Source organism: Rossellomorea sp. GAMAL-10_SWC, from assembly GCF_049568075.1.
GTDB lineage: Bacteria > Bacillota > Bacilli > Bacillales > Bacillaceae_G > Gottfriedia.
The window spans coordinates 2,874,224-2,895,434 of sequence record NZ_CP144911.1 but is presented as its reverse complement, the minus strand read 5'-3'; the positions used below and the strand labels follow the sequence as shown (position 1 = coordinate 2,895,434).

General features: G+C 32.8%; 20 protein-coding genes and 1 pseudogene. 18 read left to right on the top strand and 3 right to left on the bottom strand.

Translation table 11 applies throughout. The annotated features are described in order from the left end of the window. Positions 1–148: 148 nt before the first annotated feature. The 16 genes and pseudogenes from V5E38_RS14460 (at position 149) to V5E38_RS14385 (ending at position 14,579) form a co-directional block, all read left to right on the top strand. Entirely contained in the window at positions 149–871 is a 723-nt protein-coding gene (locus V5E38_RS14460; RefSeq protein WP_499210533.1) for an amino acid ABC transporter ATP-binding protein, read from the top strand. Between the two features lie 27 nt (positions 872–898). Further along, positions 899–1,681, top strand: a complete 783-nt coding sequence (locus V5E38_RS14455; protein ID WP_499210532.1) for an ABC transporter substrate-binding protein — start codon at positions 899–901, stop codon at positions 1,679–1,681. A 66-nt stretch (positions 1,682–1,747) separates the two neighbouring features. Further along, the gene (locus tag V5E38_RS14450; RefSeq protein ID WP_499210531.1) at positions 1,748–2,449 is read left to right on the top strand and encodes an amino acid ABC transporter permease; all 702 of its coding nucleotides are present in this window, start codon (positions 1,748–1,750) and stop codon (positions 2,447–2,449) included. Positions 2,450–2,692: 243 nt separating this feature from the next. Beyond that, a complete protein-coding gene (locus tag V5E38_RS14445; RefSeq protein ID WP_499210530.1) occupies positions 2,693–3,430 on the top strand; it encodes an IclR family transcriptional regulator in 738 nt (245 codons plus the stop codon). Between the two features lie 468 nt (positions 3,431–3,898). Then, the gene (locus tag V5E38_RS14440) at positions 3,899–5,269 is read left to right on the top strand and encodes a PTS N-acetylmuramic acid transporter subunit IIBC (RefSeq protein WP_499210529.1); all 1,371 of its coding nucleotides are present in this window, start codon (positions 3,899–3,901) and stop codon (positions 5,267–5,269) included. Positions 5,270–5,484: 215 nt separating this feature from the next. Then, positions 5,485–6,462, top strand: coding sequence for an ABC transporter ATP-binding protein (locus tag V5E38_RS14435; RefSeq protein ID WP_499210528.1), 978 nt, complete (start codon positions 5,485–5,487; stop codon positions 6,460–6,462). Beyond that, positions 6,459–7,262, top strand: a complete 804-nt coding sequence (locus tag V5E38_RS14430) for an ABC transporter permease (RefSeq protein WP_499210527.1) — start codon at positions 6,459–6,461, stop codon at positions 7,260–7,262. The genes V5E38_RS14435 and V5E38_RS14430 overlap by 4 nt, the downstream gene beginning before the upstream one ends. Before the next feature lie 4 nt (positions 7,263–7,266). Beyond that, a complete protein-coding gene (locus V5E38_RS14425; protein WP_499210526.1) occupies positions 7,267–8,049 on the top strand; it encodes an ABC transporter permease in 783 nt (260 codons plus the stop codon). A gap of 109 nt (positions 8,050–8,158) precedes the next feature. Beyond that, complete coding sequence (locus V5E38_RS14420) at positions 8,159–9,082, top strand: type II toxin-antitoxin system SpoIISA family toxin (protein WP_499210525.1); 924 nt, start codon at positions 8,159–8,161, stop codon at positions 9,080–9,082. A gap of 58 nt (positions 9,083–9,140) precedes the next feature. Further along, entirely contained in the window at positions 9,141–9,329 is a 189-nt protein-coding gene (locus V5E38_RS14415; RefSeq protein WP_499210524.1) for a hypothetical protein, read from the top strand. 102 nt (positions 9,330–9,431) lie between these two features. Continuing rightward, positions 9,432–9,554 carry a hypothetical protein gene (locus tag V5E38_RS14410; protein ID WP_499210523.1) on the top strand — a complete coding sequence of 41 codons (123 nt, stop codon included), beginning with the start codon at positions 9,432–9,434 and terminating at the stop codon, positions 9,552–9,554. 81 nt (positions 9,555–9,635) lie between these two features. Continuing rightward, positions 9,636–10,025: a (deoxy)nucleoside triphosphate pyrophosphohydrolase gene (gene mutT, locus V5E38_RS14405; RefSeq protein WP_499210522.1), complete on the top strand. Its 390-nt coding sequence runs from the start codon at positions 9,636–9,638 to the stop codon at positions 10,023–10,025. A 150-nt stretch (positions 10,026–10,175) separates the two neighbouring features. Further along, positions 10,176–10,571, top strand: a complete 396-nt coding sequence (locus tag V5E38_RS14400; protein WP_499210521.1) for a VOC family protein — start codon at positions 10,176–10,178, stop codon at positions 10,569–10,571. Between the two features lie 240 nt (positions 10,572–10,811). Then, positions 10,812–11,408: a rod shape-determining protein MreC gene (gene mreC / locus V5E38_RS14395; RefSeq protein ID WP_499210520.1), complete on the top strand. Its 597-nt coding sequence runs from the start codon at positions 10,812–10,814 to the stop codon at positions 11,406–11,408. 180 nt (positions 11,409–11,588) lie between these two features. Then, positions 11,589–12,221: pseudogene (locus V5E38_RS14390) on the top strand (AIPR family protein). Between the two features lie 504 nt (positions 12,222–12,725). Next, positions 12,726–14,579, top strand: a complete 1,854-nt coding sequence (locus V5E38_RS14385) for a DNA cytosine methyltransferase (RefSeq protein ID WP_499210519.1) — start codon at positions 12,726–12,728, stop codon at positions 14,577–14,579. A 108-nt stretch (positions 14,580–14,687) separates the two neighbouring features. Here V5E38_RS14385 and V5E38_RS14380 read toward each other — a convergent pair whose 3' ends face one another. The 3 genes from V5E38_RS14380 to V5E38_RS14370 all read right to left on the bottom strand — a co-directional run bounded on the left by V5E38_RS14380 (position 14,688) and on the right by V5E38_RS14370 (position 19,221). Next, a complete protein-coding gene (locus V5E38_RS14380; protein WP_499210518.1) occupies positions 14,688–16,040 on the bottom strand; it encodes an LlaJI family restriction endonuclease in 1,353 nt (450 codons plus the stop codon). Positions 16,041–16,049: 9 nt separating this feature from the next. Continuing rightward, positions 16,050–17,747: an AAA family ATPase gene (locus V5E38_RS14375; RefSeq protein ID WP_499210517.1), complete on the bottom strand. Its 1,698-nt coding sequence runs from the start codon at positions 17,745–17,747 to the stop codon at positions 16,050–16,052. Between the two features lie 451 nt (positions 17,748–18,198). Beyond that, a complete protein-coding gene (locus V5E38_RS14370; RefSeq protein ID WP_499210516.1) occupies positions 18,199–19,221 on the bottom strand; it encodes an HNH endonuclease in 1,023 nt (340 codons plus the stop codon). Between the two features lie 1,005 nt (positions 19,222–20,226). Between V5E38_RS14370 and V5E38_RS14365 the strand changes: the two genes are divergently transcribed. Both V5E38_RS14365 and V5E38_RS14360 read left to right on the top strand, forming a co-directional pair. Then, entirely contained in the window at positions 20,227–20,388 is a 162-nt protein-coding gene (locus V5E38_RS14365; RefSeq protein WP_499210515.1) for a hypothetical protein, read from the top strand. 32 nt (positions 20,389–20,420) lie between these two features. Next, positions 20,421–21,164 carry a MurR/RpiR family transcriptional regulator gene (locus V5E38_RS14360; RefSeq protein ID WP_499210514.1) on the top strand — a complete coding sequence of 248 codons (744 nt, stop codon included), beginning with the start codon at positions 20,421–20,423 and terminating at the stop codon, positions 21,162–21,164. Positions 21,165–21,211: the final 47 nt, after the last annotated feature.

Sequence of the window (21,211 nt, the reverse complement as noted above, 5' to 3'; positions counted from 1 at the left end):
ATTAGCTACATTATTAATTCTAATTAATAGAAAGAAAATTACTTAATGACGGAATAGTCAGAATTGTGTATAATGTTAATAAAATAGAAATGGTTTCCGCATTGTGGAAAAAGTGTTGTTAATTACTCGGTGGGAGGGATGAAACAATATGATTAAGATCAAAAGTGTAAGTAAATCATTTGGGCCTTTACAAGTTTTAAAAGGAATTGATTTAACGATTAAAGAAAAAGAAGTGGTTGTTTTATTAGGAGCAAGTGGATCAGGAAAGAGTACCCTTTTGAGATGTTTAAACTTCTTAGAGATTAATGATAAGGGAGAAATTTATTTTGAAGGTGAATTGGTTCAGCCCGGCAAAACAGATTTGAATAAAATTCGGTCGGAGGTCGGTATGGTTTTTCAACACTTCAATCTCTTTCCGCATAAAACTGTTTTAGAAAATATAATTGAAGCTCCTATTCATGTTAGGGGAATGAAAAAGAGTGAAGCAAAAGAGATTGCTATTGCTTTGTTGGACAAGGTTGGACTGACAGATAAGGCTGATGAATATCCAGAAATGTTATCAGGAGGACAAAAACAAAGGGTTGCGATTGCACGTGCACTTGCGATGAATCCGAGAGTAATGCTGTTTGATGAGCCTACTTCAGCATTAGATCCTGAACTGGTTGGAGAGGTTCTTCAAGTAATGAAACAGTTAGCAAGTGAAGGAATGACAATGGTGGTAGTCACTCACGAAATGGGTTTTGCTCGTGGTGTAGCGGATCGAGTTTTATTCATGGAGGAAGGTCTAATTTTAGAGGAGGGTACACCTCAACAGTTTTTTGAAAATCCACAAAATGAAAGAACAAAACAATTTCTTAATAGTATTTTATAATTTAAAAAAATGATGGAGGTAAGTCTAATGAAAAAGAATTGGCATGGTATTTTATTATCTTCAATGATAGCAGGGGCAATGTTTCTAAGTGCATGTGGGGCAGATAAAACTAGTAATCAAGCGAGTTCAAAAGAATTTCATTATGCGATGAGTGGCTTATATAAACCATTTAACTTTAAGGAAGATGGCAAGCTTACTGGATTTGATGTTGAAATCGGTAAAGCACTTTCAGATAAGATGGGAATGAAAGCTGTACCAGTAACAAACCCATGGGAAACAATTGTACAAGGATTAATATCCAATAAGTATGATGCGATTTTGGGGAGTATGACGATCACTGATGAACGATTAAAAGTGGTAGATTTCAGTAATCCATATTATATTTCAGGTTCTCAGATTTTCGTCGCTGATAATAATAAGGAAATCAAATCTGCTAAGGATTTAAAAGGGAAGAAAATTGGCGTTGTAAAAGCAAGCCCATATAAAGATTTAGCGATTAAATATACTGGAAAAGAAAATGTAGTTGATTATGATAGTGATCTTACGGCTATTATGGATCTTCCAACTGGTAGACTAGATGCAGTAATTACGGATCAAATGGTTGGCTTTAGAGTCATTAAAGAAGGAAAGGCTAAAATTAAAGATGTAGGCACACCACTAACTCACGATAATCAAGCAATTGCTGTAAGGAAAGATGATAAAGAACTTGAGAAGAAAATTAATAAGGCTTTAGATGAAATTATTAAAGATGGAACTTATGAAAAGATTAGTAAAAAGTGGTTTGGTCGTAATATTCTTGAAGAAAAATAATAATAGAATACTAGCGTAAAATAAGAGCCTAAGATTTTTAGGACAAGATGAGGGGTGAGGTTCATCATGCATATATTTTTAAATACGTTTCATGTATTTTTAGTAGCAACTTTATTAACATTAAAATTGACAATCGTATCTACTATTTTGGGAAGTGGAATAGGACTTATTTTTGCATTTTTCAGACTCTCCCGTATTAAAGCGCTTAATTATATTGCTAATCTCTATATCACGGTCATTCGTGGAACACCGCTTATTGTTCAAATCGCCATTTTATACTTTGGACTTTCTAGTATTATTACATTTTCGCAGTTTTGGGCTGGTGCAATAGCGTTAGGTGTGCATAGTGGAGCATATATTGCTGAAATCTTTCGTGGTTCAATTCAATCAATTGACAAAGGACAATTGGAAGCTGCGCGTTCTCTTGGGATGTCCCAACCTTTAGCAATGAGAAGAATCGTGCTACCTCAAGCATTTAAAATTGCGATTCCTACTCTTGGTAATCAGTTTATCATCGGATTAAAGGATTCTTCACTTGTAGCATATGTAGGGATGCAAGATTTATGGGGAGCAGGACTAAGTGAGGCTGCCTCTAACTTCGAACAGATGAATACATATATTGTTGTCGGTTTATACTATCTTGCGCTTGTGTTATTAATTACGTATGGAGTTAAAAAGCTTGAAGATTCTTTAGATGTGAGTCGTGGTAAAAAACGAAAAATAAGAAAAAATAACTCTAATGCATCATTAGAATCAATCAAGCTATAAATTGCTTGGAAAATCAGACGATAAACTTGTATGATAGATGTAAAAAATTACTCTCACAATTATTCATTTGCAAGTTCGAAATGAAAACAAGAAGAGCTGAGATCCTCAAGTCAACGCATCTTTAAAGAAAAGTACGTATACTACCATTACGTAATGAGCGGGAATCAATCTAACGAGGAATATTCCCAGATTTTTGAACAGACTCCCCAAGATAAGAAGTGAAGAGTCATAGGAGTTATGATCATGGTCCAATCAATTGACCGAGCAATGCTTATTATTGATATCCTAAATTCGGATGAATCCAAAAGTAATTGGCAAATCACCGAATTAGCGGAAAAAACATCTCTATCTCTTGGTACGCTTCACCGATTACTAAATTCTTTAATCCAACACGGACTTGTTGTACAAATACCTGAAACCAAGCATTATAAGCTTGGGTATAAATGGATGGAACTTGGCCTCCGTCAATTGGATAAAATGGATTTTAGATTAGTTGCAAGACCAGTAATGGAGCGGTTGGCGAACCAGGTAGAGGAAAGTATCTATCTAAATATTGAGAGTGGTATAGACGGAATTGTGATTGATAAAATTGACAGCCCTTTAAAAATTAGAATTGCTGAAAATTTGGGCATCCGAATTCCACTACATATTGGTGCTCCCAACAAAACTATTCTTGCTTATATGAGAGAGAATGAGATTCAGCAAGTACTTGATCAGCTAAATCTTTCACCTAATTCAATATCAACTTTAAAACAACAACTGGTTGAAATCAGACAAAATGGTTATGCAATAAGTCAAAGTGAAAAAACTGAGGATACGGCGGCTATTGCGGCACCAATTACTGGATATAACAACAAAGTACTTGCTGCTTTAAGCGTGAATGTACCAGGATTTCGATTTACTAAGGAACGTATTCCGTTCTTGATTGAAGAAGTTATAAAAGCAGCGGAAGAAATTTCAAAGAAGATAGGGAAGATTTAGGTGATACCTTATAGACGCATTCCAGTAACATGGGATGCGTCTATTTTTTTAAAAAATCATACCTGGTTTAACTCTATCTGAAATTGCCAAAAGCATCTGAATACGATTCATCCTCATCCAAATTATCAATTCTCCCGTTTAATATTTTTTCCTATTAATACCTTGTCATAAAAGCGATATCATTAGCGTAAAATTTAAAATAAAATTTCAAAAACTTTAATGTAATATCGGAAATTTTGTTTATAGTAAACAACTTATAAATGTTACTTTTTAAGATGTAAAAATTGGTCAAATTGTATTTCAGACACTTTCTGAAATTAAGGCAGTTGATGAATATTCATTTAAATTAATAAGAAAGAGAGGGGATAAACCAATCTGGACTTTTTTCATAATTAATTCAAACCTATTTTCAGGAGTTAGATTATATCTTTAAACCAATTAACTTGTTAATTAAAAGGAGATGTAAAGATGGCAAAGGGGATTAGCAAATATTTATTAATTGCAGAACTATTATTAGAGCATTTGGGAGGAGCTGAGAATGTTTCGTCGTCCACTCATTGTATGACGAGACTCCGTGTAGCGTCGAAAGATCCTTCAAAGGTAGACATTGAGGCAATCAAAAAGACAGAAGGGGTTTTAGGAGTTGTAGAAGAAGAAACGATTCAAATCATACTCGGACCTGGCGTTGTAAATAAAGTTGCAGCAGAGTTTGATAAACTGCTTTCAGCTGCAGAGGATTTTGATTTGAATGAAGTAGCTTCAAAAAACAAATCAGAGATTGATAGAAAGAATGCAAAGCCCTTTAAACTGTTTTTACGTAGGATCGCTAGTATTTTCATTCCTTTGATTCCTGCCCTTGTAGCTTCAGGATTAATAACCGGTATTACAAAAGCAATTGTTCAAGCAGAATGGCTTGCAGCAGACTCAAAATTAGCTATTATTTTAACTGTTATCGGATCGGGTCTGTTTGCTTATCTTGGAATCTTGGTCGGAATAAACGCAGCAAAGGAATTTGGGGGATCCCCTGCGCTTGGGGCATTGGCAGGTATTCTTGTCATCAACCCTGGAGTTGCGGATATCTCTTTGTTTGGGCACAATCTACTTCCTGGACGAGGAGGGTTAATTGGTGTTCTTTTTGCTGCAATCTTCATCGCCTTAGTTGAAAGGCAAGTAAGAAAATTTGTACCACAATCCCTAGATATTATTCTCACACCTACGATAGCATTATTAATTACAGGTATTCTTACATACCTAGTGTTTATGCCTGTTGGCGGTTTTGTATCGGATGCGATCACAAAAGGACTATTGAATGTTCTTGATTTTGGAGGAGTTGTAGCTGGATTTGTACTTGGGGCAACATTCCTTCCACTAGTCGTTACTGGGCTCCATCAAGGTTTGACGCCAGTTCATCTTGAATTAATTAACTCCATTGGAGATGACCCATTACTACCAATCCTTGCGATGGGTGGAGCGGGTCAAGTAGGTGCAGCGTTTGCAATCTACTTTAAAACGAAGAAAAAAAGCTTAAAACGTGCGATTGGTGGGGGACTTCCATCAGGAATGCTTGGAATTGGTGAACCATTAATCTTTGGTGTAACACTACCGCTAGGACGTCCATTCTTAACGGCATGTTTAGGTGCCGGAGTCGGAGGAGCATTTCAGGCTCATTTCCATATCGCTACAATTGCAGTAGGTGTTTCAGGACTTCCATTATCATTCTTAGTTCATACGAATCAGATTTTATTGTACTTAACTGGAGTTCTTATTTCTTATGCAGCTGGATTTGTTTTTACTTACTTATTCGGATTTAAAGATGAAATGGCAGCTGAATTCAAGTAAACTAAGTTATCATGTCAGCAGGAGAACTAACTCCTGTTGTATAAGTGATTTATTAAAAAGGATGAAATGAATTAATTTCATTCTTTTTTTGTTGCCATCTATTTTTAAAAATTTATTTTTCTAAAATTACCGAATAAACTGAAAAAATGTTGACGTGCCGATCGTATGATGATAGTATTTTTCTTCCAGTCAAAAAATGTTAGGAGGCGAGAAAAATGATTACAGTAGATGGTTTAAGTAAATCCTTCAAGGTTGCGAAACGTTCTTCAGGACTTAGGCAGGCAGTGAAGGGGCTTTTTTATCGTGAGCATACGATTGTTGAAGCGCTAAATGATATATCTTTCTCTATTGAACCGGGGGAAATCGTAGGGTATATTGGTCCGAATGGTGCAGGGAAATCTACGACGATAAAAATCATGAGCGGAATATTGGTTCCAGATCGAGGGACGTGTAACATAATGGGATACACTCCATGGAAGGAAAGAGCTTCCTATGTTAAACATATAGGTGTTGTTTTTGGGCAACGCTCCCAATTGTGGTGGGATGTACCCGTCATAGACTCGTTTGAGCTTCTCCGCGATATTTATAAAATTCCTCAAAACGAATATCAAGATACTCTTGATCTACTGATTGAAACACTCGATTTACAAAGTCTTATTCATTCACCTGTACGACAATTAAGCTTAGGACAAAGAATGCGTTGTGAAATCGCAGCATCATTGCTACATAGTCCTAAAATTTTATTTTTGGATGAACCCACAATTGGGCTAGATGCTGTTTCAAAAATTGCCGTACGCGAGTTCATTAAAAGGATAAATAAAGAAAAGGGCGTTACCGTCATTCTTACGACACATGATATGAATGATATTGAAGCTTTAGCTGATCGGGTTATTTTAATCGGTAAAGGAAGTTTATTATTCGATGGTAACTTAAATGAATTACGAAAACATTTTGGGACTCATAAAACGATTACGGTAGATTATCGAGAGGACCACAATCCATTTGAAATTCCTGGGACTACAATGATTTCATGGTTACCTGAACGGGCAATTATAAGTTTAGACACAGAACAAGTTAAAATATCAGATGTGATTTCCAGTTTATCCAGTAAGGTTGACCTACTCGATGTGACGATTGAAGCACAACCAATTGAAGAAATTATCGTTGGCCTTTACAAGGAGTTTCAAATATGAAGCCATATGTCTCTGTACTAAAACTACGTTTATTGAACGGAATGCAATATCGTTCAGCGGCATTGGCGGGGGTAGCAACACAGTTTTTCTGGGGATTTATGTACATCATGATCTTTGAAGCTTTTTATAGTCAAACAGTACATTCTCAACCACTCTCCTTAAAAGAAATCATTACATACTTATGGTTACAACAATCCTTTTTAGCTTTCATCATGCTGTGGTTTCGTGATAATGAGCTTTTCGATCTCATTACAACTGGGAATATCGCATATGAGCTTTGTAGACCATGCGAAATCTACGGATTTTGGTATTCAAAACTTTTAGCCCAACGCTTGTCGAGTGCAATTCTAAGGTGTTTCCCAATCCTACTAGTTGCATTCCTTTTACCTCAACCTTATAAAATGACGTTACCACCAAGTGTCTTAACCTTTGTGTTATTTTTACTTGCCCTGATTTTTGGATTACTTCTACTAGTTTCGATTTCAATGTTCATTTATATTTCAGTATTTGTGACAATGTCACCTATAGGGTCTTTGCTACTGTTTGGGGTAATTGGTGAATTTTTTTCTGGATTAACAATTCCAATTCCACTAATGCCAACTTGGCTTCAGACCGTTGCTTATTTCCTTCCGTTTCGATGGACAGCTGATTTCCCGTTTAGGGTTTACTCTGGGAATATTCCTCAAACTGAAGCAGTAATTGGTATCGTCATACAAATTATTTGGTTAAGTTTACTTGTTTGGCTAGGAAGAATTGCATTTAATAAAGCCTTACGAAGAGTCGTGGTCCAAGGAGGTTGATACTATGGGACTATATTTTAAATATCTTCTTATTCTCTTTAAAACACAAATGGAATACCGTACTTCTTTTTTGCTTTTAACAATTGGACAGTTTCTAATCCCGTTTTCGATGTTTTCGGGGCTTTATTTTTTGTTTGAACGGTTTGGACAAATTAAAGGATGGACTTTCTACGAGGTTGCGCTTTGTTTTGCGATTATCCATATGGCTTTTGCTTTAAGTGAATGTTTTGCTCGTGGATTTGACTCTTTCTCTAGTTTAGTAGCTAGCGGTAGTTTTGATCGAGTACTTGTTCGTCCTAGAAGTACGATCGTTCAAGTTATGGGATCCAAATTCGAGTTTACTAGAATTGGTAGATTGCTTCAGAGTTTAATTGTTTTGATTTGGGCATTAAATAATCTCTCCATCGAATGGAGCAGTATGAAAGTAGTAACCATTATTTTGATGATCATTAGCGGGGTCTTTATTTTTACCGGAATCTTTATCCTTGCTGCGACGATGTGTTTTTGGACGATTCAGGGTCTAGAAGTAGTCAATATTTTTACAGATGGTGGGAGAGAGATGGCGCAGTATCCATTGAATATTTATCAGAAATGGATTACTAAATTTTTTACATTTGTTATTCCATTTGGATGTGTGAATTACTTACCTTTGATGTACATTCTTGATAAAACGGAGGGGAAGGCGTATCTATATATGTTATCTCCTGTTGCAGGAATTATTTTTATTATACCTTGTTTACTAGTTTGGCAAATTGGAGTGAGGCATTATCGATCTACGGGTTCGTAAAACTCTTTACATGATGAAACCGTTCAATTAGTGTTCCAATATTCTACTTATTTGTGAAGCAAACTCTACCTTTTCTTTGATAAAATAGTAGATATAAGGGGGAGTTAAGTTGAAAGTACAGATAGGTAAATATAGGGTTAACTTCTTGGTAATATATGTGATATTACTTGCATTGATGTTTAGTTTAATATTTTCACTAATGTTTTTATTTCATGTATCTCACTTGAAAGTTTTATTTGGAGGATTTTCTATTTTATTGCTGATTGTTTTAGCTTTTTACTGGATGGATAGTAAAAGCTTTCATAACAACTTAGGTCGTATACGAAGGACATATTATACGTTGTATTTAATAGTCATGGCAATTGGAGTTATAACTAGTGATCTAGATTTTAAGAATTGGAAGTTACTTACAGAAATTTCAGCTTTGGTAGTTTTTATAGATTTAACTGTATTTCTATGTCCAAACATTTTAAAAATTTGGAGTGCAGAGTTTAAGTATGAAGATGAAGTTCGTGAGGCTTTGACAGAGAGTAAACAAATGATTTTAAAAAGTGCTAAAAAAGCAGAAAACTTCTCTAAAGTCATACAAGAAACCGTTGTTTACTTTGAAAATAAACCTCTTCCACAATCAAGAGAAGAGTATGTTAATCAATTATTGGAATATCTGAAGCTATATAGCGATACATTCGGTATTGCCATCACTATATTTATATTTGACTCACCAATTAGCGAGGAAGATAAGCAAAATAAAATTCGGTCCCAGATTACTAATATGAGTATTAGACATGCAATAAACTTTTCAACAAATGAAGAAGATAAAAAGAATATGATAAAGTCTTTTTCATGTGGTGAAACCATTATTTTAAAAGAGGAAAAACTAATTTCTATACCTTACTTCGGAAATTATTATAGCATGATTGTAACAGTAGAGGCAGGAGATGTAGCGGTCGATGGGATTGATGCTTCTTATATTTCAAACTTGTTATATATTTTTGATTGGTATATGGTTGATATAGAAGAGGATGATGAATAATTTTAATTATTATGATAAGATATGAGTGAACACATCTAATTAAACAGGAGGGGTTATCATGTCAAGTATAAGTGGACAAGCAGTAAGTGAACTTCGTAGATCTGCAGGTATTAAGCGAAGAAAATCTAAGTCTAACTCTCCTACAGAGAACTCCTTAAAACCAAATACACAAGTAGCAGTTGTAGAAGGATTTAGAAATGTTCTTAAAGCTAACGCTAAAGCAGAAAAACTTACATATACAAGGTAATTTCATTAAGCAGGGAATGATAATATTCTCTGCTTTTCTTATGCATAAATGCTTCTTTTCCTGTATAGGATTGGTATTAAAAGATTGTACAGGAGGAGCATTATGGGATTAAAACGAAAAAATAAAAGAAAAACCACTCAACCACACACCAAAGTAGTCGATTTTGGAATGGGTAAGACGTTAGCTAAAATTGAAAAAGCAATTCGAATTTTAGAAAAGAAATAGTATTATCATTATTTAGATAGCATGTCTAAATGTACCTACCAAATAATAAATATATAATTAAATAAAAAGGATTAAATTACAATGAAAAAACAAATTAAAGTAGTTGGAGCTGTCATAAGAAACGATCAGAACCAAATACTATGTGCCTTACGTTCACCAGAAATGAGCATGCCAAATAGCTGGGAATTTCCTGGTGGAAAAATTGAGAAAAATGAGAAACCTGAAGAGGCGTTGGTTCGTGAAATACAAGAAGAATTAGGCTGTGAAATATTTGTAACCGAAATAGTTGAGGATGTCATTCATGAGTATCAAAATATAATCGTAAATTTGATAACTTACGAAGCAAAGATTATAAGTGGTACGCCAGTAGCTAGTGAACATGCGAAGATCGAATGGAAAGAAATCTCTGAGTTAAACGAACTCGAATGGGCTCCAGCTGACCTTCCTACGGTTGAAAAATTGATGATATGAATATCAAATACTAGTTGTCGAACAATTGATAAAAGAAATATTTCTTTGGAAATTGAATTTCTTTCCATATCCAATATAATAATAAATAAGCAACATAGTGTACATACTAGATGAGTTAAGGAAAATTCTTGTAAAACATAGGAGGAAACTATGGGAAGATTAGTTCATTTCGAAATTCATGTTGATAATATGGAACGTGCAAAGAAGTTTTATGGAGAAGTATTTGGTTGGACGTTTCAAGATTGGACTGAATATGCAGGAATGCCATACTTTGGTGCAGTAACAGGTAATGAGGACGAAATGGGAATTAATGGTGCTTTAATGCAGCGCCAAAGTGCTCCTCCTGAAGCAAACCAACCATTAAATGGATATGCATGTACTATGGGCGTAGAAAACTACGACGTTACGGAAGCAAAAATTGTTGAAAATGGTGGGAAAGTAGCAATGCCAAAATATGCACTGCCTGGAATGGCTTGGCAAGGATATTTTATTGACACTGAAGGTAATATTTTTGGAATTCATCAGCCTGATGCTAATGCAAAGTAATTTATGAGTTTGATTTGTCATTGATAGATAAGGGAACCTCTTATTTGTTGTATGACATTGTTAAGAGAAAACAAACTTTTGTATATATATTTATAGAAAAAGAGAACAATTTAAAGTTGTTATATTTTTTTAGAGTAACTTCAGAAACAAAAGTCAACTGTCGGCAGTTGACTTTTTATTTTTCAAATTCTTAATTATTGGTAACAACTGGGAATGAAATAATAACAGTTTCTATTATAATTGTTCAAACAAAATGAAACATCTTTAAAAGCAAATATTGCTGAATTTAATATCGAAAATAAAGAATTAAAAATGCTAAAAGAAAGACTAAATAAAGTAAGTCAAAAGTACAGAACTGATGTAGCGATCGTCACAAAAAGAGATTTTGATACTTGGAACAGCTTTGTTGAAATAAATAAGGGTTCTAAAAATGGTGTGAAAATAAATACTAATGTAATGACATCTCAAGGCTTGTTAGGTAAAGTAATTGAAGTCTCAGAGAATAGTTCAAAAGTGGAATTGTTAAGTGCAGTGAAATATAACTTATATATTTCAGTACAACCAAAAAATAATCATCATTTACAAGGTCTAATTAAAGGCGCAGATGAGAAAACTGGCTATTTAAAAATGACTCTTTTTAATGTTAATGATAAATTAAAAGCTTGTGAAATCATTATTACCTCTGGTCTAGGTGGAATCTATTTACCAGGCATTGAAATAGGTAAAGTAATAGAAGTTAAAATTGATAATTTAGGTCTAAATCAAACAGCATATATTGAACCTTTATATGATTTAAACGACTTAGAGTACGTTATTTTATTGTTAAGTAAAAAATAAAAAGGAATGAACAATAGAAAAAGAGAACAATGTTAGAGTTGTTCTCTTTTTGAAGTTAAATATCAGTAAATTAATAAAAGTACATAAATAAGTAGGTGTTTGCTTAATGTTACATTTTGAAGAAAGGATTAAAGATGAATTAGTTCTTAGAATTTCCCAGTACTCTAATACACAAATAAAATACAAGCAGCAGACTTATTAGCTAATGATCCATTTCATATAAAGATGGAGAATTTATCAGGAAATGTTTGGGCACCACCTGAAAAGGGAAAACAAGAACAAACAAGGTGGTTTTATGAAAGAGGAAACGATCATACCTTATCTTTTAAAAGAAAATTTGACTCTTTAAATCCAAAAAAACAAAAGTTTATTAAGACAGATTTGGCAAAGTACGAGAATACATGGAATTGTGTACCGCATATTGTAAGCAGAGGAGCACAAAATAATTTTGCGGAATTTACATCTAAAATAATGGATGAAAAAATTGAGCCTGATTTAAAGTATTTTCAGTAAAAAGTAGCTAAGGCTATAATATTTAATAGATCAGAGAAGCTTGTACAAGCCCAAAAATATGGTGGATACATATCGAATATTGTAACCTATACTTTATCTTGGATTTATAATATATATCAACATAATATTGATTTAGATAAAGTATGGAAAGATCAAGGGTTAACTTCAACTTTGGAGGAAACCATTGTAAATGTTTCTCGTAAGGCATATGAGCATATAATTAACTCTCGGAATGGACAAAATGTTACAGAATGGTCTAAAAAGAAGGAATGTTGGGATAGCTTTAATAATAAAAAATAAGTAATTTACCTAGGCTTGATAGCTTATTAGTATAAATCTTACTATCCTAAATTCAAATTTAAATAATTCACTTAATGACATGGTATTTGTTTAGTATTCATTTATTAAAATGAACACTTTTTATTTTGCTTTGTTCTGAATAGACGATAGCTCTTTATTGTTGAAATTCCTATCTGATGCACTAACCTTCATATAATTTCTTTTATATGTTATTTAATAATATTTGTGCCTATTTATTAGAAAGTTTTTCCTAGAAAATAAATATGTGAATGTAAGAGTAGTCTATATTATTGATTATTAGAAAAAGATTTTATAGCAAGATTAAATTTAAACATCTGCCTATAAGCAGATGTTTAATTCTTGTATGTTAATGAAAGTATATGATATTCTGAAAAAAAAGAACGTTTGTTCTTGGTAAAATTTGTACCAGACAACCTTTTTATTATTTGTTATAATAGGACAAGTTGTATTATCGGATCAATATTTAAATGAGAGGTGAAAATAATGCTTAAATTAGGAACAGTATTTAGTGGTATTGGCGCAATTGAACATTCTTTAAAAAGATTAGGAATAGATTTTGAATGTGCCTTTGCTTGTGATAATGGCGGAGTCGATATTTTTTCTAAAAAAGTTGAACGTAATGTTTATTCTATTGATATAGTAATTGAATCCTTACAAAGAAGAGTAGATGAAGTATTACATGAAAATTTTAACGATGACTATACGTTAACATTAAATGAACATTTACAACATATACAAGAACTAAATACCTCATTAAAGGACTTTTCAAAAGTCGTTGGGTTAGAAATAAAAAGAAATGAGTTTTTACATCATAGTATTTATGCTTTTTTCAATATGGTTAGAGAGATGGACAAAACTCAAATTAAGATGGTTCCTACATTGTTTAGAGACCTTCTTTCAGAATCCTTAGAAGAGGTACCGGTGCAACATTATTTCTATTTAGTTAAAGATTTTAAGGATTATTATAAAAAATACAACAATAATGAAGATTTAATAACTAGAATAAAAATGAGCTACGTAGAGTATGAACTGATTTTTGAAACTTTTATTAGAGATAATAATATTCGAGAACTAAACAGCATGTTGAGTGAAATTGTTGATATGGTAAACATGCTACATGAAAGAATTTCTACAATGGAGATTCTAAGAGATTTATCTAGTATCCCAAATTACGAAAAAAAGAAAGAGTATGTAGATAATCTTTATAATCATAAACTGAAATCCAATTTTGTTATGTCAAGTTTTAAAGAAAATTATAAAATAGAGGATAACCATTTTCATTGGAATGCTTCTTTTTTAGACGGAACACAATACAGGGATAATATTGATTTATTCGTAGGCGGCAGTCCCTGCCAATCATTCTCACTAGTTGGTAAGAGAAGAGGGCTACAAGATACTAGAGGTACACTTTTTTATGAATATGCACGTTTAATTAGTGAGATACAGCCTAAAGTTTTTATTTATGAGAATGTAAAAGGATTACTTGGGCATGAAGGAGGAAATACTTGGGCTACAATGCAGCAGGTATTTGATGATCTAAACTATGAGTGGGAATATGAGGTGTTAAACGCTAAAAATTATGGTATTCCTCAGAATAGAGAAAGATTATTTGTAGTGGGCTTTAGGAAAGACTTAGTTTTAAAAGAGAAATTTGAATTTCCTAAATCTAAGCCTTTAGAAAAAATAATGAAGGACTTCCTATTAGATAATGTTTCCGGCAAGTATTACTTGAATAAAAAGGGTGTAGATTTTGTAACCAAAGAAAAGAATATCATGAAGCGTTATACCCAAATTGATGGTGATATTCAATTATGTCAAAAAGCTAATCAACAATTTAATTGGCATGGTGATTTTGTATTTGTGGACGAAAATAAAGATAGAGAAAAGATGATGGAAGACTTAGAGAAGTATTTCTTATCTGAGAAGGTTAAGAAATATGTAATGGCAAGTGGAACTAAAAACTTCTATTCTAAGCCTAAAATTGATTTAGAAATTGCTCGTCCGTTACTTACAACTATGCATAAAATGCACAGGGCTGGTGTTGATAATTATGTGACAACAGAAGGACGAATTCGAAAGCTAACTCCGAGAGAGTGTTTGCGTCTTATGGGCTTCTGTGATAGCTTTAGGATTGTGGTATCGGATACTCAATTATATCAACAAGCAGGTAATTCAATAGTTGTTGATGTATTAATGTCTATTTTTGAAAAAATAGCGGCTAGCCTACCACAAATTATTGAAGGTGATGGCTACGAATTTAAAGAATGTGTAGAGAATGAAAGTGATAGAGTTAAAGAAACTAATGTAAAACGACAAGAACAGCTATTCTTTTTATAATTAAAACCTAGGGGGGGCCCTAGGTTTTTCCTTTTTTATATTTACAATCAATAGCTCCATCTTGGTTTAGTAAATTGCAATCGTTACATAGAAAAATCTTAACCTGCTTCATATCGTGTTAACGATTGATGGAGTCTTGATTACATTAATGAAAATTTCCCAATCTTCATTATTCCATTTACGAAAAGTAATATATTTTTCAAATATCTCTTCCGCAGGTAACTTAATAAGGTTGATATTTTTTAGCTCAGATAAAAAACTAATTGAAACTTCACCAGTATTAAACTTTGTATGACTGGAGGTTGGGAATAAAAACAAATTGAACCAGTAATCTATTTTTTCTGATTCGATATAAGAATGTAATGCTTTTTCATACATGTACTGTTTTATTACATCTTGTATTCCAGGATTATGAACTACCCTAAAATTTGTAAAAGAAAGATCATAGTATTTAGCATCAATAATTAGGAGAAGTTTCATATTATAAATGCATAGCTTTTTCAAAATATCGGGTACCAAAGTATCCTTATCATTATCTTTAATAATAAAATTTGTCCATACTGGTTTGAGTATATTTTTTACAATCTCTCCATCATGCCCCATAACACTAGCGCAACATTTTTCCCAAACCGTATGAAACCTTCTTGTTCCAAAGAAAACAACCCTGTTTTCCATTAAAAAAGCATCATTTTGACTAATATACTTATACATACTGTTGAGCAAGGTGAGATTACGATCATTGTAATCTTGGTATAAAGCATCGTTGATTTTTTTTAATAGGTAGTCCCTATTTTTCGATAATTGTACATCAGTTGGAAAAATTACGGATGGGTAGTCCAAAAGTTCCCCAATTCCAGTAACTGTAAGATATTCAGAGCATTCATTTAATATTGCTTTATGGATTTCAATGATAATGTGTTTTTGGTCTGTTAAAATTTCTTCAGTTACTAAATCCAAATAGATTGGGCTTTGTTCTTTTGAAAGATAGGCGAATTGATAATCAATCGTTTGTTGCCAATCAACTTCGCCTTGGCCATCTAAAACCCACTCTATCTTATCAGTATTGTACAATCCATATTCAATATAGTCATTGATAAAATAATCAATAGCCAAAAAGTAATTATAAAGCTCTCCTTGTTGGAAATCTCCGAAAAACTCCAATTCTTCTTCAGTTACTGCCCCTTTACTATAAATCTTCAGTACACGAATGATTTGCTTTATTTTGGCAATTTTATTGTAATGATCCAAAGGTTCATGCAAATACTTAGGCAGGAATAGAATTAATTGCTGATGAAAAATGATGATACCGACATACTGAAACGAGATTGTGTTATGTTTCTTTTGAGCGATGCCACGGTTCAGACATTCTTGTATAAAGGGTTCGGTATCTTCTGATTCGAAAAAATGGATTAATTCTGCAAAGGTATAATGTTTGTTTTCATTCAAAAAAATGGGTTTCATGGAAATCACCTAAGGCTTCTCTATGTCAGCTTGTGGTGATTTTGAGTCTAAGGTGAATATCTCTTCGTTAATCCCATTAAAAATTTTTTCCTGATTTGATTTGTAATCGGAAATGAGTTGCGAGTAACGTTTCCGTTCCCCGAATATCCCAAATTTGTTATGTTTAAATACATCTTCAGAAAGATAACGAATCAGTTTATTTTTAAAGACCTTTTGAAATCGGCTTTCCTCTTCTTTTTCGATGGTATCATCTAAATCTTCCAGTTTTATAAAGAATGGACCGATAAGTTTATCTTCCTTAACATCCAATTCAATTAACCGTTTGTTTAAGCTGCGTCTAAATTCATTCCATTTGCATTTTCCATAGCCATTAATATATACATCAAATTTTTCAATTAATTTTTCGTTTTCATTGATATCTATATATTCAGGGTTCCATCGTCTTTGAAAGGCAGAATCTAGAGGATGAACACCTTGGTCCGCGCTATTCATTGTGGCCCAAATATAGTAATTTGGAGGCAAGTATAGCTTCTTAAGTTCAGTTAAACCTTCTTTGTCAAGGTATCGACGCATTTCTTCAGAACATGAAATTTCATACTCACCTTTTCCAGATGAATCTCTGTCAAGCAACTGGAACATATCTCCAAATACAGCAGCTGGATTCATAGCCCGATTAATTTCTTCTACAATTAGAACGTAGTTATTACAGTTTTCCCCGTTTTTAAGGTATTCGGATAGTGCTTTTACTAGCAACCTAAGAAACGGGCCAGGGACATATTCGTAGGTAATATAGTGCGAACTAACGAATGAGTCAACCTCATTACTAGGTTTGGGTTTATAAGTACCAACAAATTGTGAATAGGAATAGTTCGAGTAGAAAGTGACTCTCTCAGTATTTTCGGGGTGGAAAAATCCAGCATGTTCTGCTGTCCCTTCACATTCTCTTTTTAATGAAAAACTTTTCCCTGTTCCAGGGGATCCAATCAGCAGCCGGTTATGATCTCTAGGAATTTTGCCTTTCGGTAGAATAGGATGTTGACTTTCTTCTTCATTCGGTAAAGTTGCATCTAGCCCAAAAAATAAGGCAAAGTTTCTGTAGGAAAATCGTTCGAAAAATGAGCTCTTGTCTTTTTCGTTTTCAGGAATTGGAAAAAGGTTTTCAACTTTGTGTAAATTGAATTCAAGTTCAGCTCGATCATGAGCATCTACGTAAAGAAAGTTTTTACCACCTATTTTCATTTTCTTTATAGGTTTTCCGTGAGAAGCTAAAGCATTTAGCAAAATATCTGAACTCTTGCCACCACACAGTTCATTGAAAAAATCATCAAAGTCCAACTTCAGCGCTTCTGTTTCCAATATTTTCTTTCCTATTTCTAAAAAAAGAATAATAGGGTCTTCCTCTCCTTGGACATATGGGTTTGGTGAGTAATATATTTTAAGCCAAAATTCCAAATATTTTTCCAAATTTTCATCAGTGAAAGTAAATAGGTAATTTTGCACTTTTAAATAATCAACACTTCTATCTTCTAATCCTAATTGACAAGCAAATTGATATGATGTCCTGGTGTAACCAGAAAATTGTTCTTCTAATATTCCATTTACCTTTTCCCTTTTGATTGTTTTAGACAAATCAGGATAGATTTCCAGGATAGATTTCAAATTTTCTAAAGTAAAATTGCGCCAGCGAACAACAGGTGTAAAAGCCAATATATTCACTCTCCTATAAGTTATTTATTAAAAACTTGTACTCGATCATAGCAATGATAGGGGAACGTTTGCCATTGCTGTATGCAAGATTTTATTGGACATGTTCAGAAATACCAAGTTAGTTGATTTGCTCCTTTAAAAGATTAGAAGGAATTAATTAATACCCTTCATCTGTAAAAAAGATAAAACCTTTATTGAACAAAGAATCAAAAGTGGGAGTAAGGACCAAGCCATTAAACCCATCTAATCAATATGTATTTTTCAATGTACTCCAATGTTTTGTATGACTAGCTACTAGTAATAATTTCCAATATAAGGAAAATGGAATAAGACATAATAATGACTAATGAAATAGTTAAAAGCTAGAAGTAGCATGCATTTATTTTCTTAAAAACGTACTACATTAGTAGCACAAACTATAACTTTGACTGTACTACTAATGTTAGTTTTTTTATGCAATGAAAATGTGTCTTCTATGGTAATCAAGATACATATTTTTTCTGCCAGAAGAATTGGCTATTTCGTAAATATATCCCTCCTGAAGATTCAGCCCATAGACAATGCTTTGTGATAAATATGAAGATACTTTTAATCTACCATCATCTTCAAATGATATAAGTCCTCTATCGAATAATAAATCGAAAGTAGGTGTTAATGACATACCGTTAAAACCATCTAAACGATGATGATTAGTATGGCAGTGTGCCCAGGGTATAATATGACTTGCTCGCAATAAAGACTTTTCAGTAATATTTGTAAATGGGCAAGCAGGCATAATATCTAGAGTATTCCTTCTGAATTTACCCTGACCTAAACGAGAAGTAAAAATAGATTTACGTTCAGTTTCTGAAATTGTTGTATCATTTTGGATTTCTTCTCTAATAGTTCTAATGGAATGTGTTCGACTTGTTAAATGCCGAGATGCAGATTTTGGGACAACAAAAAGCTCGAAATAATATTGTACATCGCTCTCATCATCACAATTTACTAATTTATGAATGCAGAGAATTGTAAGAGGATGTGGTAAAGAAATTTCCCTCATTAAATCCCAAAAATGACTTTTTGAACCGATGTAAAATCGATCAGCATCTAAATCCCCACTTTGATTGTAGACTTGGAAATTGTTAATGTTATCCAACATTTGAATTTGATCTAGTCGGTTATCGTAGAAGAGTGAAACATCTTTTCGATATCTAATAATAGGGAAGTCATAGAAGACTTTGATATCTTCCATATACTTTGTTAAGTTTTCTTTGGTGAAAAAGCATTGGCCTTGAGCCCCAACATATCCATCAATGTTAATTCTAGGATCAAAAGTGAAAAAGGAACCATATTCATCGCTTTTTTGAGATGATACATAAAGTCTAGCCTCACCTGAACCACTTCCTGCTTTATTAGCAGGGACAACGAACGAATCAACAATATTTGCTGTAGCAATAGAGACTTGAATGTATTTTTTACCTTTTACTTCCATTTAAACCCCTCCAAAAATCTATAATGAAAAATCTATTCTATTTTAATAAAAAAATAAAACGCCAGTTAAATCAAGTTTATTTTGTTGTTTAAAATTAAAAAAACTTTATTTTAAGGGATTTTATAGAAAAAAACAGTGCTTTGTACCTGTTTTTATCACTGTAAATAAACGCGAAGCATATCTAAGAGAAGTATGGAAGGATAGTGCCTCCAAAGAATAAAAGCATGCTAATTTGGTAGCAGAGAGACGTAGTCTTGAATTAATTAAAGAGGAAATTTTAGAAAGTTGGGAAAAACTGCAAGAAAAGTATAAAAATACATCTATTTCTACTGAAATTTTTTTTGATGATCTTTATAATTGGATGGTTCTTAGTGTGATAATAAACTAGATGTTTTATTACTATTTGTTTGGTACTTTTGGGGAAAATTATGAATATGAAAAAAAAGAAAAAACCATAAAATATCTGTATGATTTAATAGATAAAACAAAACTTGATCATGAATAATAAAAAAATGAGAAGCTGACTCAAAAAGTCGTTTGCCATAGCTACACCTAATGAAGGTAATCCAACTCTTAATGCACCGGAAGTAAAACTGTGCCAATTAATAATACTGCAGGAGAAGGCTAGAAAAACCAAGAGACAACCATCTTAACGATACTAATCGTCCAATGAGCTAGTGTGGCGTTAATTAACTCTTTTGTATTCGGAATGTAATCAGTACCTAATGCACCCCACTATATGTTAAAGCTTTACTCAAAGAAACGACGATCGAGATGACTAGAATTGTAGTAAGTGGTGAGGAATCAGTTAAATTCAGTTCATATTCTATAACATTTAATCTGTTTTTAATTTAATGTTTGCTGGACAACTAGTATGTAGGTGCAAAAAATAAACAAAGTAAAACATCGTTATTAAATTAGACAAGATGTTGTATGCATGTTTTAAACAATACATATATAATTTAAATTAAGATACATATTTGAATAAAAAGGAAATGAAAAACATTGAAAAAACAAGTTAAAGTAGTTAGAGCTGTAATCCGAAACGATCAAAACAAAATACTATGTGCTTTAAGGTCACCAAAAATGAGCATACCAAATAGTTGGAAATTTCCATGGGCTCCTGCTGACCTTTCTACGGTTGAAAAATTAATTTCAATAAATTAACTCCAGTACATAAATAAGTGGGTGTTCGCTTAATGTTACATTTCGAGGAAAGGATTCAAAAATATGAATATAAGCTAAACGATACGGATGATCAAATAGTTGAGTTCATCCTTAATAACAAAGAGGATGTTGTAGGCTTTTCAATACAGTATTTAGCTGCAAGGTTATTTACGGTTCCGAATACAATTACGAGATTATCCAAAAAATTAGGTTTTGATGGATATTCTCAGATGAAGAATAGTTTAAAAGAGGAAATAATTAAGCAGGATATTTTTACAGAAGAGGATAGTATATCATTTAACATTCATAAAACGATTGGATTAATTGATCAAAATAAGTTAGCTCTCACAACGAAATTAATGCAAGAAGCACGTAGGGTACTTTTCTTTGGTGTAGGGGATACTGCGCCATTTTGTGAGATGATGATAAAGAATTTGAAAGTAGTCGGTAAACAGTCTGAGTATTATTTCCATCGTCATGATGTCTTATATGAACTTTCTAAATTTGATTCTGAGGAGAACAATATACTTTTTTTAATTTCCTTATCAGGAGAAACCACTCAAGTTTTGGATGTAGCTGAGTTGGGGAAGCAAAAAGGCATTAAATTAATTTCGCTTACACATTTTAGTAAAAACACTCTACAACAGATTGCCCACGTAAACTTGTATTGTTATTCGCCAAGTAAAAAAATTAATGAATACAATATGACGGATAAAACTCCGTTGCTTTTAGTTCTAAGAGCTTTATCGGAATTTTACTGGAAAGTCTTAGTTTGATGTGTATAAATACACATAATATATAAAAATATGTGAAAAAACTGTGT

What these genes read in the sequence shown, in the direction of transcription:
- V5E38_RS14460 (WP_499210533.1), top strand. Translation starts at nt 149, where the DNA reads ATGATTAAGATCAAAAGTGTAAGTAAATCATTTGGGCCTTTACAAGTT.
- V5E38_RS14455 (WP_499210532.1), top strand. Translation starts at nt 899, where the DNA reads ATGAAAAAGAATTGGCATGGTATTTTATTATCTTCAATGATAGCAGGG.
- V5E38_RS14450 (WP_499210531.1), top strand. Translation starts at nt 1,748, where the DNA reads ATGCATATATTTTTAAATACGTTTCATGTATTTTTAGTAGCAACTTTA.
- V5E38_RS14445 (WP_499210530.1), top strand. Translation starts at nt 2,693, where the DNA reads ATGGTCCAATCAATTGACCGAGCAATGCTTATTATTGATATCCTAAAT.
- V5E38_RS14440 (WP_499210529.1), top strand. Translation starts at nt 3,899, where the DNA reads ATGGCAAAGGGGATTAGCAAATATTTATTAATTGCAGAACTATTATTA.
- V5E38_RS14435 (WP_499210528.1), top strand. Translation starts at nt 5,485, where the DNA reads ATGATTACAGTAGATGGTTTAAGTAAATCCTTCAAGGTTGCGAAACGT.
- V5E38_RS14430 (WP_499210527.1), top strand. Translation starts at nt 6,459, where the DNA reads ATGAAGCCATATGTCTCTGTACTAAAACTACGTTTATTGAACGGAATG.
- V5E38_RS14425 (WP_499210526.1), top strand. Translation starts at nt 7,267, where the DNA reads ATGGGACTATATTTTAAATATCTTCTTATTCTCTTTAAAACACAAATG.
- V5E38_RS14415 (WP_499210524.1), top strand. Translation starts at nt 9,141, where the DNA reads ATGTCAAGTATAAGTGGACAAGCAGTAAGTGAACTTCGTAGATCTGCA.
- V5E38_RS14410 (WP_499210523.1), top strand. Translation starts at nt 9,432, where the DNA reads ATGGGATTAAAACGAAAAAATAAAAGAAAAACCACTCAACCACACACC.
- mutT (WP_499210522.1), top strand. Translation starts at nt 9,636, where the DNA reads ATGAAAAAACAAATTAAAGTAGTTGGAGCTGTCATAAGAAACGATCAG.
- V5E38_RS14400 (WP_499210521.1), top strand. Translation starts at nt 10,176, where the DNA reads ATGGGAAGATTAGTTCATTTCGAAATTCATGTTGATAATATGGAACGT.
- V5E38_RS14385 (WP_499210519.1), top strand. Translation starts at nt 12,726, where the DNA reads ATGCTTAAATTAGGAACAGTATTTAGTGGTATTGGCGCAATTGAACAT.
- V5E38_RS14380 (WP_499210518.1), bottom strand. Translation starts at nt 16,040, where the DNA reads ATGAAACCCATTTTTTTGAATGAAAACAAACATTATACCTTTGCAGAA.
- V5E38_RS14370 (WP_499210516.1), bottom strand. Translation starts at nt 19,221, where the DNA reads ATGGAAGTAAAAGGTAAAAAATACATTCAAGTCTCTATTGCTACAGCA.
- V5E38_RS14360 (WP_499210514.1), top strand. Translation starts at nt 20,421, where the DNA reads ATGTTACATTTCGAGGAAAGGATTCAAAAATATGAATATAAGCTAAAC.